Origin of the sequence: Empedobacter sp. UBA6305, from assembly GCF_002440405.1 — a bacterium.
Classification (GTDB): Bacteria; Bacteroidota; Bacteroidia; order Flavobacteriales; family Weeksellaceae; genus Empedobacter; species Empedobacter falsenii_B.
On record NZ_DJTP01000023.1, the window covers coordinates 40,763 to 56,515 of the forward strand.

Below are 15,753 nucleotides of genomic sequence, written 5' to 3' on the forward strand. Positions count from 1 at the left end.
GAAATAAACGTAAGATTCAAATAAAGTCTTAAGAAATAAAACTATATTTATACAACTTATCTAAAAAATTGTCAAAATAAAACACTCATAATTATGGAAGTCATAAGAAAATGGCCTTTTTATTTAAAACTAACTTGCACATTATTGTCAATCATTTGTTTAACATTTATTTCAATAATAGGTAAAGGAATTTTAGTTCCATTAATATTAGGCTTCTTAATTTCAATATTATTAGCACCCGTTTGTTCATTTTTCGAAAGATATTTACGCATTCCACGTGTTATTTCAAGTATCATTACCACCTTGCTTTTTGCAGCATTTATCTTAGGAATTTTCTATTTGATTGCTATACAAATGGCTGAAATAGCAAATGAATGGCCTACGTTTCAGAAACAAATCATAGAAGCTTTTATGAATTTGCAAGATTGGATTCACCATACCTTTGGTGTTAATTCGCATGCGCAAATGGAATATTTGACAAAGAATGTCAAAACCACTATCGAAACGAGTACAATTGTAATCGAAAAAGTAATTTCTATTGTTTCATCGATGGCTGTTACAGTTTTGTTCACTTTTTTATACATTGTATTCTTGTTGATTTATCGTCGTCATTTGGTAAAATTCTTATATTACGCATTCAATTCAAATACACACGACCAGGTTTATAATGTCATTACATCTATTCAAAAAATGGTTAAACAATATTTGATTGGCTTATTTTTACAAATGTTAGTCGTATCAATTTTATCCTTTATTGCATTTTCTATTCTTGGACTTAAGTACAAATTTGTTTTAGCTATTTTAACTGGCGTTCTAAATGTTGTTCCCTATGTAGGAATTGTTATTTCATTAATTATAACGCTAATAATCACATTTGCCACAATGTCAGCTTCAAAATTGTTCTTTGTTTTAATTGCATTTATTGCAATTCATGCAATTGATGGAAATGTGGTGATGCCAAAAATTGTAGGTTCTAAAGTAAAAATCAATTCTTTGATTGTGATTATTGGATTAGTAATTGGAGAAATGACGTGGGGAATTATGGGCATGCTATTATCGATTCCAATACTTGCGTTGATGAAAATTGTTTTTGATAATGTGACTGAATTAAAACCTTGGGGTTATCTTTTGGGTGATGAAGATTCTACAGAAATTGATGATGATTTAAATACATTTTTAGCCAAAAAGAAAGCTAAAAAATCAAAGAAAAAAACAAATAAGTTGGACGAGAATTTGGAGTAATCTGATTTCTATTTTACATAATTGGATTGCTGACTATTATTTTATCCATTAAAAAAGTCTATAACAAATTGTTATAGACTTTTTTTGTATTTATTATTATGAATCTAATTCTTCTTCAAATATTTTTTTTCTAAAAAATAATACAATTTCAAGAAAAGAATCGAGAAAAATATTCCGATTAGTTTTCCGAAAAATATATCTCCTGTGAAATGTACCCCGACATAAACTCTACTGTAAGCAACCATTAACGCCCAAACAAGTAAGACATAAAGTAACCATTTGTAATGGCGTCTTAGCAGTATTCCAATAAAAATTGCAATCGCCATATGATTAGATGCATGCGCCGAAGTAAAACCGTATTTACCTCTACCCTCGCAATCTATCGGGCGAAATAATCCTTGAATCGATTCGGTGTAACATGGGCGAAAACGTTGAAAAGAATTTTTCAAGATATTTGTAAATTGATCTGCACACGCTATCATCAGTGCAATACAAACTCCAGCCAATAAGGTTTTTTTCCAACCAAGTTTTACATAAAGTAAGATGAGAAAGATGACATACAACGGAATCCATGTTTTTTTATCGGTTACGAATAACCAAAACCAATCCCATTTTTCATTCCCTAAATTATTGAAATACAAAAATATTTGTACGTCCCAATCAAAATAATCTTGTATCATTACCTACTTACTGATCCGCCTAAACCTAATGCTTCGTCTACAGATTTTGGTTCTACAACAACCGCAGGTTCTTCCACAATTGGCTCAACCACATTTTCTATAACGGGTTCTGTTGTTTCTTGCACATCCAATTCCAAATCCTGTACAGGATCTACAGCTTTCATAGTTGGTGCATCATCTTTCAACGCTGCATTTACTGTATTGTCTTGATGAATAGCTTGATGCATTTCATCTACTGGATTACGAACTTCATCAAATGATTTCTGAAAATCTTCCATTGGATTAATTTTCGCAAAAGAATCTTTGACTTCGTTCATTGGATTTAACTCTTTTATGGTATTCTGAATCTCTTTTGTAGGATCAACATCCTGAACAGGATTCATAATCTCTTGCTTGATATCTTCAGATGCTTCTTTTAATTTGCGCACAGCAGTTCCCAAACCACGAGCAATTTCTGGAATTTTATCTGGTCCAAAAATCACTACAGCAACCACCATAATAATCACGACTTCCTGGAAGTCTAAAAACGCTGGGTATATTACTAAACTATTCACTAAACAAATGTATAAAATCTAAATTTAGTAGAAGAAAAAAAGCCATCAAATTTCTTTGATGGCTTTCTTAAAATTTATTTAAAATTTGAATCTTATTTATTCATTTGACCTTTTTTAGTAAAGTCATACAATAAAGGAGATGCAACGAAAATAGACGAGAATGTACCAATTACGATACCGATTAATTTCGCAAACATAAATCCTTTGATTGATTCTCCACCAAATGCAAAGATGATTAATACGATTAAGAACGTTGATAAAGACGTATTGATTGTACGTGATAATGTTTCTGATGTAGAAATATTAATAATATCGTACAAGTTGTGGTTTTTCTCAACTGTTAAATTCTCACGAATACGATCCAAGATAATAATCGAGTCATTCATCGAGTAACCAATTACCGTCAAAATCGCCGCGATAAATGCTTGGTCGATCTCCATGTTGAAAGGTAAAATTCCTTTGAATAAAGAGAAAACTCCTAATACAATAATCACGTCATGCGCTAATGCGATGATAGTTGATAATGAGAATTGCCAACGTTTGAACATCACGATTAAGTAGAAGAAAATTGCAACTAATGCTAAAGAAACCGCTATATAAGAAGCTCTTGTTGTATCATCGGCAATTGTAGGACCTACTTTTGCAGAAGACATTAAACCTATTGTAGCATTATCTTCAGAGAAATCTTTTTCAGACATATTTGCTGGTAGATAAGATTTAAGACCTGTATATAATTTGTCTTTGATCTCGTCATCTACATTTGTTCCGTCTTCGTCAGCTTTGTATGCTGTTGTAATTTTTACTTGATTTTGACCACCATACGTTTTCACCTGTGGCATCATTTTTTCGCCATCTAACACGAAAACATCACCCAAACTTTCAGAAATTTGTTGTGGATCTACGTGTTTATCAAAACGAACTGTATATGTACGTCCACCTTGGAATTCGATACCCATATCAAATCCTTTTGTGAAGATAGAGATTAAAGCAACTACTGTTAAAACAATTGAAATCGCATAAGAAATTTTTCTTGTTTTTAATAAGTCAACCTTAATATTTTGTAACCAGTGCGCTGTAAATGATGTATAGAAAGGAACAGATTTTCCTTTTGCTAAACGTCCTTCTACGAAATAACGTGTAATGAAAATCGCTGTAAATGTTGATGTAAAAATACCAATCATAAACGTTGTTGCGAAACCTACAACAGGACCTTTACCAAAGAAGAATAAAATTAATGCTGTGATAAATGATGTTGAGTTGGCATCGATAATTGCAGAGAAAGCCCCTTTCCATGAATAAGCGAAATCTACTGCTTGACGTAATGATTTTCCTTTTCTTAATTCTTCTTTTACACGTTCGTAAATCAAGATATTCGCATCCATTCCTGTTACCAATGTCAAGATAATCCCGGCAATACCTGGTAAAGATAATGTAGCTTTAAGTGATACTAAAAATCCTAATAAGAATAATAAGTTAACGATTAATGCAACGTTAGCATAAATACCTGCACGGCTGTAGTAGAACAACATCCAGATTAATACTAATGCAAATGCACAACCGAAAGCGATTAACGAACTGTTGATTGCTTCTTGTCCTAATGATGGACCAACAACCTCAGCAGAAACGATTTTAGATGAAGCTGGTAAAGAACCTGCTTGTAAAATGTTTGCTAAATCTTTTGCTTCGTCAATTGTAAAGTTTCCAGAAATAACAGAATTACCTCCTGTAATTTGATTACTGATGTTTGGCGCAGAATACACCATATTGTCTAATACAATTGCAACACCTTGACCTGGTTGTCCAGGACCTGCAGGTTTCAACTCGTCTGTAATACGAGACCACTCTTGTGCACCAACTTGGTTCATTTGCATTGTAACAACAGGCTCATTTGTAAGAGAACCAGGATTACGTTCACCAGCAGCAGAAACTACTTTATCTCCTTCAATTAATGGTTCTTGCGTTCCATTTTTACCTTTTAAGACATAAAACTCTAATAATTTAGGAGCAGATTTATCATTTGCTTGTTTACCTAAATTCATTGGCTTATTCGCCCAAGAGTATTTGTATCCTCTAATGTTTGCTGGTAATCCAGGTACAAAACCTTTGTCTTGCATCACACGGTTTACAACAGCAGTATCTTTTACATTCACAACAAAACTTGCGTTAGAACCAGCTGGTTGCATAACTTCTGCTAAAGTTTTGATTGTTTGTCCTTTCTCATTTTTCACATTATATTTTTCTGTATTAACACTAGAAAAATATTGTAAAACTGTAGGATCTTGACGAACAACTTGCCAAAACTCTAATTTTGCTGTAGATTGTAATAATTTTTTTACACGATCAGTGTCAGAAACACCTGGTAATTCTACCAAGATACGTCCATCACCTTTATCACCTAAACGTTGAATTACTGGCTCAACAACACCAAATTGATTAATACGAGAGCTAATTACATCATAAGCTGTTGCAACTTTAGCTTCGATATCTTTACGGATTACTTCTTTTACCTGATCATCAGAAGCATTGTACGCAATTTTATCCGCATTGTTTTTGTTTCCAAACAAATCTGCAGCTGCATATTTTGTTCCTCCTTTTATTTTATCAAATTCTTGAAAAAATAATTCGACATAAGGTACGTTACCGTTTGTTTTTTGAGCTTTATCTGTAGCGTCCAAAGCCGTTGCCAACATAGGGTTTTGACTTTTCGCTGATAAATTCTCGATTAAATCTCTTTCAGAAACTTGTAAAATTACGTTGATACCACCTTTCAAATCTAATCCTAAATTGATTTCATTGTTTTTGGCATACCCATAATCGTACTTAATAATTCCCAAATCAAGAGGATGCTGAGCCAAGCTATCTAAAATTCTTGGTTCGTCTTCTGGCTTACTCGCCAAGCGCGCCGCCTCATGCTCCACTTTAGTTGTGTACCAAGTATAACTTAGTTGTCTGATACACAAGAGACTTAAAATAATTGCAAATGCTGCAATGAGCCATCTTCCTCGCATAATGTTTAATTGATAAATAAATTTTGACGGACAAATATAATAGTCTTGAAAATACTTTCACAATTTTTTAAGAATAAATCGAAAATCGATGTCCGTATTTCGAAATTCTTTATTCAAAAAATTAGATTTCCTTTTGGTATTTGTAGATATAAATTGACGCTTTATTGGAGTCATCATCATTATCTTCGCACAAATACAAGGTATAATTCTTTCCAGATTCTTTATACAACGCTAAACCTTCGATTTTCTTATCATCCGAAATTTTTTGCCAACGCGTAACTTCCATCGCAGCCAAATCTAATTCGCCAATAATAGAACCTTTTATTTCTCCATTAAACTGAGTTGTACTTTTAGATTCCACAGTTGCAGTAAACAAAACTTTTCCATCTACCAAAATAGCATCAGAAAAAGTAGTCGTTTCATTGTTGATTTTAGGTAAAGTGATTGAAAAAAAGTCAATTGATTTTCCTCTCAAATCATTTATCTTGCCTCCCACTCTATAAATTCCGTTTATGCCAGCAGGACCATTTCCTCTGTTGAAAAAATATGTACAATGTCCATCTGTAATAATTCCTTCGATGTTAAGATCTTTTTTAGATAAATTTGAAACCTTTAAAAATTCATCCAAAAGAAAACTATAATTATCGTTATGTACCTCTTTAGTTTTGATGTTATATGAAATCAAATCGAAACGATTTTCCTTAGAACCCGAACCAAGAATATACAAATGATTGTCAAATTTTGTAATCGCTTCAAAATCTGGTTTATCTTTTTTGGTGATATGTTTTGATTTTACTTCTGGATTCAAATCAACTTTATCCACTTCTTTTTTCTTTTTATTGTAAACGTACAAATGTGCTTTATCATCGGAAATCGTGTAAACATGGTGTTTATCAACCACTAATCCAGATGCCGCTCCAAGCCCATTTATGACAATTAAAACCTTAAGAATGAAATTGTAAAACAACATAGATGTAAGATTTGTTTTTAAGAGGTTTCAAAAGTAATCAAAGAATATCAGAAACCTTGATAAATAACCATTTTTTTGAAAAAAAAGAACTTAAATTTGTAGCACTTAAAAGAAAATTGAGAGATGAAAAAAATTCTAAAAATTTACATTGACGCTTACAGCGGACTTTCGAAAGAATCTTGGATGTTAGCCATCGTAATGTTGTTGAACCGAATGGGTTCGATGGTTTTACCATTTTTAGGAATTTATATGATCTCCGAATTAGGATTTTCTTTAGAAAACTCGGGAATAGTTTTGAGTTGTTTTGGAGTTGGTTCTGTAATTGGTTCTTGGCTTGGAGGTTGGATAACAGATAAAATCGGAAACTTTAAAGTACAAGCCATCAGTTTATTTCTGAGTGCTCCGATGTTTTTGATTTTACCTTATTTTAAAACGGTAGAATCTTTTGCTGTTATTATGCTTGTTTTGAGTATTATTAGCGAAATGTTTCGTCCTGCAAACTCAGTTGCCATCACGCGTTATGCAAAGAAAGAAAATATCACTCGTGCTTTTTCGTTGAATAGAATGGCGGTTAATTTAGGTTTCTCAATTGGTCCATCAATGGGAGGTTTTTTATCTAATTATTCGTACGATTTATTATTCTATTGCAATGCAGGAGCTGCTTTGGTTGCAGGAATTGTATTCTTTGTCTTTTTCAATGGACGAAAAGAACGAAATGCTGCTACAGAAAATATTTCTGATAAAACAGTTGTCGAAAAAGAACGTAATGCATACACTGATACACCTTTCTTAGTATTCAATTTATTTTGTGTATTATTCTCTATTGCATTTTTCCAAATCCTAAATACACTTCCATTATTTTACAAAGATGTAGTTCATTTAACACAAACAGAGATTGGGTTATTAATGGGATTCAGTGGAATAATCATTGTTGTATTCGAAATGTTATTGATCCATTACACCGAAAAACGATTTTCAGTTACTCAACTTTTAGTTTTTGGTTCATTTGTCACAGCAATTAGTTATTTTATCTTCACATTTAGTCACACATTAGGTATGTTATATTTAGCAATTGGACTAATGTCTATTGGAGAAATGCTTGTTTTACCTTTGATGTCAACGGTAACAGCTTTTCGTTCGCAAAAAAATAACCGAGGAGCTTATATGGGATTGAACGGAATGACAGCTGCAATTGCCTTTATTGTTTCGCCATTTTTAGGAACTCACATTGCTACCGATTATGGTTTTAATATACTTTGGATAATCACCACAGTTATTTTAGTTATCGTAGCTATCGGATATCACTTTTTTACTAAGCCACTTTTACCAAAAAATATTTAAGATTTTCTTATCTTCGATAATTATAAGTTGAAATCACATGAAAGTATATACAAAAACAGGAGACAAAGGAACAACAGGTTTATATGGAGGAACACGTGTCTCTAAAAATAGTTTAAAGATTGATTCTTACGGAACTGTTGACGAATTAAATTCTTATTTAGGATTGGTTCGTTCATATGAAATTGATCCAGCATTAGAGGAAGAAATTATCATCATCCAAAAAGGATTATTTAATCTTGGTGCTGAATTAGCAACGCCAGTCGATAAATTATACTTGGCAAATGGTAAACCTCGTATTCCGAAAACCGTTACTGAAGAAGATATTGTTCAATTGGAAGAATGGATTGATGATTTGGAAGGACAATTAGAACAATTGACACATTTTATTCTTCCAGGTGGAAATCAAGCAGCTTCTCATGCACATGTTGCGCGTTGTATTTGTCGTCGTGCAGAACGCTTAACAGTTGGTTTAGCTGAAGAAGAAGAAATCCGCCCAGAATTACAAAAATACTTGAATCGTCTTTCTGATTATCTGTTCGTTTTAGGGCGAAAAATTGCCACAGACAATAATCACGAAGAAGTAAAATGGATTCCAGGTGAATAAAAAAGCGCTTTTATTTTTGAATGGCGAAGTTCCAACTATTCTGCCTGATACATCAAATTATGAAATGATTTTTTGTACAGATGGTGCATTTCGTTATTTACAAAAATTACATATAACGCCCGATGTTATTTCGGGCGATTTTGATTCTTTTGAAATCAGTCAGTTTCCTCCTGAAACAGAAGTTATTTCTACTCCAGATCAAAATGACACAGATTTTGCAAAAGCCTTACAAATCATTTTGGATAAAGGTTTTGAACAGGTTGATGTTTTTGGAGCAAGTGGTCGTCAACAAGATCATTTTATTGGAAATTTGAATGCGGCTTATCGTTTCAAAGATCAAATCAATATTTTATTTTACGATAATTATAGTCAATATTTTTTCGCAGAAAAAGAAACAAAGTTAGAAGGCTATTTTGGACGAACAATTTCGCTCCTACCCTTTCCTGAATGTAAAAACATTGTCACAAAAGGCTTGGAATATCCGTTGAATAACGAAGATTTGAACTTACTTTCTCGCATAGGAACTCGTAACAAAGCCAATGAAGATGTGGTTACAATTGATTATTCAGAAGGTAATTTAATCATCTTTATCATCGATCAAGAATTTCCTATTTTGATTGCTTAATTTCACTATTTTTAGTGAAACGCATCTTTAGTATTTTTTGTACATTTACTGAAAACCAAATTACTATGAATAAATTTTCAGTTATTGTTGCATCTATTTTAGCCGTTGGACTGATTGCTGCAACATGTATATTAGGGAACGCCTACAAATATAAATTCAGAAGTTCTGAATCGATCGATGTTACTGGAAATGCTTTGAAAGATTTTAATGCCGATTTAGTTAAATGGCGTGCAACTTTTAGTCGAAAAGATTATGATTTACGTGTTGCTTCGGATCAATTAAAAGCTGATCAAACGGTTGTCAAAAACTTTTTGATTTCGCAAGGAATCAATCCAAAAGAAATTGTTTTTGAAGCGGTAAATATTTCAAAAGATTTTCAGTACGGAACAGATGCAAACGGAAATTCGATAAGTCAATTTACAGGCTATAATCTTTCGCAAGATGCGACTATCGAGTCGAAAGAATTGGATAAAATAGAGAAAGCTTCGCGGGAAATATCAACTTTAATTAGTCAAGGTATCGAATTGAGTTCATCTAATCCAAATTATTATTATTCGAAATTAGAAGATTTGAAACTTGAGTTGATTGCGCAAGCTTCTGAAAATGCAAAACAACGTGCAGAAAATATTGCTACAAAATCTGGCACTAGTTTAGGAAAATTAAAACAAGCCGATTTGGGTATTTTTCAGATAACAGGTAAAAATGATAATGAAGAGTATTCTGCTGGTGGATCATTTAATACAACATCACGTCAGAAAACGGCTCAAATTACAGTGAGAGCAAGTTATAACTCAAATTAAAAAATAAAAAAAAGCTTCTTAATTTATAAGAAGCTTTTTTGTCTATTTAAATACTACTGCAAGTAATATCAAAGCGGATATTACAATAAGTACATCTACAATTTTAATTCTAAAATTACCAATTCCAAAACCTCTTTTTGTAGCATAATTTTTCTTTGATGACATTATAAATTCCAATTTCTAAAAGAAATACTAAAAGTGTGCCAATTATCTATCAAAATCTAATTTTTTATAAGTTGATGATAATTTAGAATCATAGGATTAAAACCATTTGACTAAAAATTTTAATTTCATGATCCTCAAATTCTTTCCCAATAGCATCAGATGTAGCAGTAATTAGTTCAGGTTAAAAAACATCCCTTTTTAAGTATTAATATATTAACAGTAAATATTTTTACATTTTAAAAAATTATCATATTAATTATAATTTTCCAACAACTTATTATGTTGTAAATTTGCCTTATGCTAAACAACGATACAATTTGTGCATTGGCAACTGCCAATGGAATGGGCGCTATAGCGGTTATTCGTATTTCTGGACCAGAATCAATTTCTAAAGTTGCTCAGATTTATCAATCAAAATTTAATTCAACTAAATCTTTGAATGACGCTTCTTCTCATACCATACATTTGGGTTATGTGATGGATGGAGATACCATTGTTGACGAAGCATTATTCTCAATATTTAAAAATCCTCATTCATATACAGGTGAAGATGTCGTAGAAATTTCGACACATGGATCGATTTATATTCAGCAAAAAGTTTTAGAACTTTTAAATAAAATAGGCATTCGAAATGCCAATCCAGGTGAATATACTTTCAGAGCCTTTTGGAATGGTAAAATGGATTTAACACAAGCAGAAGCTGTTGCTGATCTTATTTCTTCGGATTCTAAGGCTTCGCACGAAATTGCTATCAAACAAATGCGTGGAGGATTCTCTAATCAAATCAAAGATTTAAGAGAACAAATGATCAATTTTGCAGCTTTGATGGAATTAGAATTGGATTTTTCTGAAGAAGATGTTGAATTTGCAGATCGTACACAATTTTATGATTTATTGAATAAATTACAATCCATCTTAAAACGTTTAGCTGATTCTTTTGCTTTTGGAAATGTTATCAAAAATGGAGTACCAGTAGCTATTGTTGGTGCGCCAAATGCAGGGAAATCTACTTTATTAAATGCATTATTAAACGAAGAACGTGCTATTGTTTCGGATATTGAAGGAACAACTCGTGATACCATTGAAGAAACCATTTATATTGATGGTGTTGGGTTCCGTTTTATTGATACAGCTGGAATTCGAGAAGCTGGCGATACGATAGAACGGATTGGAATTGAAAAAACATTCGAAAAAATAGACAATGCTTCTATTATCATCTATTTGTATGATGCCAATATAACTGCTGATAATCAAATTGCGAATCAGTTAGATGATTTGCAACGTAGAGGAAAAATCTTGTTTAATGTTGCCAATAAAATTGATGTAAACAATAACGAATCAGCTATTTCTGATGCTATCAAACAAGAGTTTAAAGATGTTGTTCATTTAGAAATTTCAGCTAAAGATCAATTTAATATTGATGCATTGAAAGAAAATCTGATTCATCAAATCAAATTAAAAGGAACAAATCAGGATGACACAATCGTTACGAACTCTCGTCACTTAGAAGCATTACAAAACACACTTTCTCAAATTGGAAAGATCAAACAAGGAATGGACATGGGACTTCCTGGGGATTTGTTAGCAATGGATATCCGTGAAGCTTTAACATATTTGGGACATATTACAGGTGAAATAGATGTGGATCAAGATATATTAGGGACGATATTTGGCAAGTTTTGCATCGGGAAATAATACTTATTAAAAATTATGTTATATAGAAAAAGGTTTTCAATAAAATTGAGAACCTTTTTCATTTTTGGTTTTACGATTTCATCTTAAAAGCAATCAAAAATTCGTCAAAAGTTAGGAAGTCTTTTTTCTCTTTACCGATTATCTGCTTTGCTCTATTGAGTAAGCGTAGACTTTGCCTATACCCCTTTCCCGTAATAATTGATACATCTTTCGGATAAATCACCATTCTTTGTAATTCGTTATTTTTCATTTCTGTAATAATTAGCATTACCTCAATGAAACTTAAATGAATGTTGTTAAAATTTACATCAATAAAATAAGATTTCCAAATCACACTTGTAATCAAATGCTTAGTCTTCGTCGTAAGGGTTGTTTTTCTTATGCAGTAAATATGATGTTCCATAACTGCATATTGCTCCTACTATTCCCATACAAATCGTATAAACAAGTTGTTCCCACTGAATGGTCGCTACCAAACTTGTCATTGTTCCTCCTATCGTTCCAACAATTAACGATGTATTACTATTATTCATCATCATTACTTTGGTTTTTGTCGTTTACCGTCAATTGACTGACAGCTGATATTACTCCTCCTGCTACGGTCAAATAACCTCCTATGGTCACTAATGTTGCTGGTAATGCTATAGGAGCAGCAATTAATACACCTCCAATTGCAGCTAAGGTTAATCCTATATTTCGTAGTTGTTGGAATAATTTAGGTGTAGGTGCTGTAAAGCGATTAATAATTGTCATGTTGTTTACTTTTAATCCTTAAACTTACTTTTTGATCACGATCAAGTTTATCATTTACTAGAGTTTTAAGTTTTGTAAATGCTTTTCTTGATAACTCTCCTCTCCCTTCACCTGTTAATATGGTTACTGGAGCTATACATCCTTGTAATTCAGTTTTTGCATGATTGGCAGGATGAATCAAAATCAATGAACGATTGGGTACATTTGTAATCAGAAAATGTTGACCAAATTTTGGTGAGCTTCTCTTTTGGATTGCATAACATCCTTCTGGTATACATGAATTGCGGGGTTCGTTCTCCTTCCATGGTAACTCGATCGTATAACAAATAAACTTATCGTTGATGAATAAGCTACCATTTGTACCATTCGGATAATACATTCGTTCTACTACAATTGTCATCATGGTAAATTGATTTCGATTAAATGTGCTGCATTAAAACTTCCATTTTTTAATGGATACAAAACGGTATTCACCTCTTGGTAGAATTCGATTCCAATTGCTAAAGCGATTGTATGCTCTGAATTTGGAGAAAGATTGTTCAACAATTCTACATCATTCACTTCAACCTCATCGTATGGATAATAATCGGTATACGATGTTTTGGTAATGTATTCGTTCTTCACAAAATCAATTTCTGTAGAAGCTGCTACAAATCGGTAATTGGTAGCTCCTTGTGGTGCTATTATCACATCTAAGGGTTTGTATGCTTCTAATGTAAATTTTGTTTCACCAGAAGTACGTTCTATATCTACTTGTACAGGAATTAAGACCGTTTTTAACCATGATGCCCCTGCATTAAAATCAAAGCCTTTCATCAGTAATTGATTTCCTTTGTGTACATTTCTTTGTCCACGAGCATTTGTAGTATCTTCTTTTAGGATACCATGCATTACTTTTGTGAGACGACTTGATAATTTGCTGTCTTTTGCATTTTTTATGATCGCATTGAATGCGTTTCGTAGTGTTTTTCCAGCAGTACCTGCATTCTTAAATTCTTGCATATTTTCTCTGGTACGCTGAAATCGCGGATCACTCATTATGGTATTACGGTCTATAGAACTTTTTTCTCTTACCATATAACCATCTTTTGATTTGTAGAAGTTTAAATCTCCGATTGAACCTCTAAGTTTTAAAAAGCCTTTTTGCTTTGCCATTTTTTTAAATTTTTAATTAAACATTGATCTCCATTGCGCAATGGTTTTGTAAAGTTGCAACAGCAATATGTTTAAAGCAATAGCTAAGTCCTTTTTAATGCCTGTATGTCAATAAATTACATTAATAAGCCATTATATACTCTCTATATTTTTTTGCTTTTGAATTTTAATAAAATCTAAAGGTCTTAAACCTGTTTCACTGTAAAATACATTTGAAAATTGTCTGGGATTCATATAACCTGCTATTTCTCCTAATGCCCCTACACTATAATTAAGGTATTGTGGCTGTTCTTGTAATAAATCAGTAATAAATTTTATTCTCAACCGATTGATGTACGATGAAAAATTAATTCCTTTGTACTGATTGACACATTTTGATAAATAAGTGGTATTCGTTGAAAATGATTTTGCCAAACTTACTACTGTTATATTAGGGTTTAAAAATTCTCTGTCCCGCTCAAATTCTTCAAATTTTAATAGTAAACTTTCAAATGCTTCTTTATTCAAATCCTCTTCATCTTTAATCGATATTCTCCGTTCTGTGTAACTTGATTGAGCAGATTCTTCAATAAACAGATTGTACTTTTCGATTAAATGTTTATTTTTATTTCTAGTTTTTACAATTCCTACGATCAATACTATTATTCCAGTAAAACACGCTGCCAATACGTAATATAATTTTTGAGACTTATTCAATATTTTTTCCTTTAATTTGAGCAATTGCACTGTGTCATATTCTTTGTATACAACTTGACTCATTTCTGCATCTAGCTTATAATTTAACTCATCCATTTTTAATAATTGATTGATTACATATAGTTGTCTGTTCGTATCAGAAGCTACCAATGTTTCCTCTAAAATGTTTTCGTATATCGGTCTATATTTAATTTCTAAGAAGTTGTATTCATTGAAAATACTATCTATTTTGTTAAAATATATTATTTTATGTTGTTGATTATTCAATTTATCAAATGCCTTTGCTTTGTAGTAATAAATTTTGGTTAGTGTATTAAAATCATTCGTTTTTATTAAAATATCTTCTTTAGTTGATAATAATTGAATAGACGTCACAAATTGATCATTTAAAAACTCATCAATTGCTTTATTTATCGTAAAGTATCTATGGAAAAATTCGTTATTTTCAAGTTTGCTTTTATTTAATCCTAATTGATTCAATTCTTTCGCTTTTGCTTTGTTACCAACTTCTTGATGGAGAGATGCTAATTGATATATTGTATTTAATAAATAGGCTTGGTAATCTTTGTTCTCTGGTTTTGATTGAAAAAAGTTTTTACATTTCAGCAACAATTCTTCTGCTTGGTTACATTGATTTAATTTGATTTTTATCATTGCCATATTAAATGTTACTTTATGTAATAAATATTGGTCTTTTGAATATTTTAACTCCTGATCTGCATATAAATAATTTTGTAACGCCTCTCTATAATCTTTTGCTTTGTAATAGGCTAGCCCTTTTGATAATAAAGCTGTTGCTATTAAATCTTTGTTTTTTAATTTCCGGGCAGTAATTATCGCACTATCTGCATATTCTATTTGAGTATTTAAATGACTTGAAAAAAAGATTCCTTCTTTATAAGCATAAAATAAATTTAGCTTATCCTTTTCTTTTTTAGCATTTCTTATATACGCTTGCACATAGATCATCGCATTTGGATGATGCTTTTCATGTACTAATTCATCCAATTTTTCTATTAGATAGGCATTATCTTTTGAGGCTAAGGAATCAACTTGATTAGCCATTGTTATAAGCGGAAGTAGAAAGAGTATGTATGTGTACACTACAACTCTTTTCATGGTATAGATCTATTGATTACTACTAAAATACTTTATTTTATATCGTAAATCGTTTATTAAGTACTTAATCGTTTAAAAGTGTATAATTTATAAATTATACATTCTTTTTATAAAATGTACTTGTTGTAATCTTTATTGTTCTATAAATATCTCTAGTTTTGAATGTCTTTGAACAAATAAGTCTAATCGATTACTTCAAAGAAACTTAAATGATGAATAAAAAAGAGAAGTTTTACTTCTCTTTTTTATTACCTCAACTTTATTGCCACTCTACTGCCACTATGTTGCCTTCATCTTGCCTTCATCTTGCCTTGATGTTGGGAGTATGTGGTAATGTGGTAATGTG

At 31.7% G+C, this 15,753-nt stretch carries 15 protein-coding genes; 6 read left to right on the forward strand and 9 right to left on the reverse strand.

All coding sequences use genetic code 11. From position 1 onward, the window contains the following. The first annotated feature begins 93 nt into the window (after positions 1-93). A complete protein-coding gene (locus B3M86_RS06345; protein ID WP_125350690.1) occupies positions 94-1,242 on the forward strand; it encodes an AI-2E family transporter in 1,149 nt (382 codons plus the stop codon). Between the two features lie 104 nt (positions 1,243-1,346). Here the strand turns inward: B3M86_RS06345 and B3M86_RS06350 are convergent, their stop codons facing one another. The 4 genes from B3M86_RS06350 to B3M86_RS06365 form a co-directional block, all read right to left on the reverse strand. Next, positions 1,347-1,922, reverse strand: coding sequence for a phosphatase PAP2 family protein (locus B3M86_RS06350; RefSeq protein WP_291076134.1), 576 nt, complete (start codon positions 1,920-1,922; stop codon positions 1,347-1,349). Then, a complete protein-coding gene (locus tag B3M86_RS06355; RefSeq protein WP_236688155.1) occupies positions 1,922-2,476 on the reverse strand; it encodes a twin-arginine translocase TatA/TatE family subunit in 555 nt (184 codons plus the stop codon). The genes B3M86_RS06350 and B3M86_RS06355 overlap by 1 nt, the downstream gene beginning before the upstream one ends. A 92-nt stretch (positions 2,477-2,568) precedes the next feature. Next, positions 2,569-5,484 (reverse strand): protein translocase subunit SecD, encoded by a 2,916-nt coding sequence (secD, locus tag B3M86_RS06360; protein ID WP_291076136.1) that lies wholly within the window; start codon positions 5,482-5,484, stop codon positions 2,569-2,571. A gap of 121 nt (positions 5,485-5,605) precedes the next feature. Then, the gene (locus B3M86_RS06365; protein ID WP_291076138.1) at positions 5,606-6,454 is read right to left on the reverse strand and encodes a DUF6929 family protein; all 849 of its coding nucleotides are present in this window, start codon (positions 6,452-6,454) and stop codon (positions 5,606-5,608) included. Positions 6,455-6,577: 123 nt separating this feature from the next. Here B3M86_RS06365 and B3M86_RS06370 point away from each other — a divergent pair, with 123 nt between their 5' ends. From B3M86_RS06370 to mnmE, 5 genes are all read left to right on the forward strand, one after another. Continuing rightward, the gene (locus B3M86_RS06370) at positions 6,578-7,795 is read left to right on the forward strand and encodes an MDR family MFS transporter (RefSeq protein WP_219034569.1); all 1,218 of its coding nucleotides are present in this window, start codon (positions 6,578-6,580) and stop codon (positions 7,793-7,795) included. Between the two features lie 37 nt (positions 7,796-7,832). Continuing rightward, entirely contained in the window at positions 7,833-8,399 is a 567-nt protein-coding gene (locus B3M86_RS06375; protein ID WP_291076140.1) for a cob(I)yrinic acid a,c-diamide adenosyltransferase, read from the forward strand. Continuing rightward, positions 8,392-9,024 (forward strand): thiamine diphosphokinase, encoded by a 633-nt coding sequence (locus tag B3M86_RS06380; RefSeq protein ID WP_280037555.1) that lies wholly within the window; start codon positions 8,392-8,394, stop codon positions 9,022-9,024. The genes B3M86_RS06375 and B3M86_RS06380 overlap by 8 nt, the downstream gene beginning before the upstream one ends. A 65-nt stretch (positions 9,025-9,089) precedes the next feature. Continuing rightward, the gene (locus tag B3M86_RS06385; RefSeq protein ID WP_291076142.1) at positions 9,090-9,824 is read left to right on the forward strand and encodes an SIMPL domain-containing protein; all 735 of its coding nucleotides are present in this window, start codon (positions 9,090-9,092) and stop codon (positions 9,822-9,824) included. Positions 9,825-10,286: 462 nt separating this feature from the next. Then, positions 10,287-11,684, forward strand: coding sequence for a tRNA uridine-5-carboxymethylaminomethyl(34) synthesis GTPase MnmE (mnmE, locus tag B3M86_RS06390; protein WP_291074396.1), 1,398 nt, complete (start codon positions 10,287-10,289; stop codon positions 11,682-11,684). A gap of 70 nt (positions 11,685-11,754) precedes the next feature. Here the strand turns inward: mnmE and B3M86_RS06395 are convergent, their stop codons facing one another. The 5 genes from B3M86_RS06395 to B3M86_RS06415 all read right to left on the reverse strand — a co-directional run bounded on the left by B3M86_RS06395 (position 11,755) and on the right by B3M86_RS06415 (position 15,353). Next, positions 11,755-12,087 carry a hypothetical protein gene (locus tag B3M86_RS06395; RefSeq protein WP_291076144.1) on the reverse strand — a complete coding sequence of 111 codons (333 nt, stop codon included), beginning with the start codon at positions 12,085-12,087 and terminating at the stop codon, positions 11,755-11,757. Positions 12,088-12,209: 122 nt separating this feature from the next. After that, positions 12,210-12,437, reverse strand: a complete 228-nt coding sequence (locus tag B3M86_RS06400) for a hypothetical protein (RefSeq protein ID WP_115000470.1) — start codon at positions 12,435-12,437, stop codon at positions 12,210-12,212. Continuing rightward, positions 12,424-12,840: a DUF5675 family protein gene (locus tag B3M86_RS06405; protein WP_306822320.1), complete on the reverse strand. Its 417-nt coding sequence runs from the start codon at positions 12,838-12,840 to the stop codon at positions 12,424-12,426. The genes B3M86_RS06400 and B3M86_RS06405 overlap by 14 nt, the downstream gene beginning before the upstream one ends. Continuing rightward, a complete protein-coding gene (locus B3M86_RS06410) occupies positions 12,837-13,592 on the reverse strand; it encodes a hypothetical protein (RefSeq protein WP_219034567.1) in 756 nt (251 codons plus the stop codon). Before B3M86_RS06410 ends, B3M86_RS06405 begins: the two co-directional genes overlap by 4 nt. A 132-nt stretch (positions 13,593-13,724) precedes the next feature. After that, positions 13,725-15,353 (reverse strand): helix-turn-helix domain-containing protein, encoded by a 1,629-nt coding sequence (locus B3M86_RS06415; RefSeq protein WP_291076147.1) that lies wholly within the window; start codon positions 15,351-15,353, stop codon positions 13,725-13,727. Between the last annotated feature and the right edge of the window lie 400 nt (positions 15,354-15,753).

Bases quoted from the DNA above. Each gene is read 5' to 3' on its own strand.
- B3M86_RS06345 (WP_125350690.1), top strand. From the start codon at position 94: ATGGAAGTCATAAGAAAATGGCCTTTTTATTTAAAACTAACTTGCACA.
- B3M86_RS06350 (WP_291076134.1), bottom strand. From the start codon at position 1,922: ATGATACAAGATTATTTTGATTGGGACGTACAAATATTTTTGTATTTC.
- secD (WP_291076136.1), bottom strand. From the start codon at position 5,484: ATGCGAGGAAGATGGCTCATTGCAGCATTTGCAATTATTTTAAGTCTC.
- B3M86_RS06365 (WP_291076138.1), bottom strand. From the start codon at position 6,454: ATGTTGTTTTACAATTTCATTCTTAAGGTTTTAATTGTCATAAATGGG.
- B3M86_RS06370 (WP_219034569.1), top strand. From the start codon at position 6,578: ATGAAAAAAATTCTAAAAATTTACATTGACGCTTACAGCGGACTTTCG.
- B3M86_RS06375 (WP_291076140.1), top strand. From the start codon at position 7,833: ATGAAAGTATATACAAAAACAGGAGACAAAGGAACAACAGGTTTATAT.
- B3M86_RS06385 (WP_291076142.1), top strand. From the start codon at position 9,090: ATGAATAAATTTTCAGTTATTGTTGCATCTATTTTAGCCGTTGGACTG.
- mnmE (WP_291074396.1), top strand. From the start codon at position 10,287: ATGCTAAACAACGATACAATTTGTGCATTGGCAACTGCCAATGGAATG.
- B3M86_RS06395 (WP_291076144.1), bottom strand. From the start codon at position 12,087: ATGGAACATCATATTTACTGCATAAGAAAAACAACCCTTACGACGAAG.
- B3M86_RS06400 (WP_115000470.1), bottom strand. From the start codon at position 12,437: ATGACAATTATTAATCGCTTTACAGCACCTACACCTAAATTATTCCAA.
- B3M86_RS06405 (WP_306822320.1), bottom strand. From the start codon at position 12,840: ATGATGACAATTGTAGTAGAACGAATGTATTATCCGAATGGTACAAAT.
- B3M86_RS06410 (WP_219034567.1), bottom strand. From the start codon at position 13,592: ATGGCAAAGCAAAAAGGCTTTTTAAAACTTAGAGGTTCAATCGGAGAT.
- B3M86_RS06415 (WP_291076147.1), bottom strand. From the start codon at position 15,353: ATGGCTAATCAAGTTGATTCCTTAGCCTCAAAAGATAATGCCTATCTA.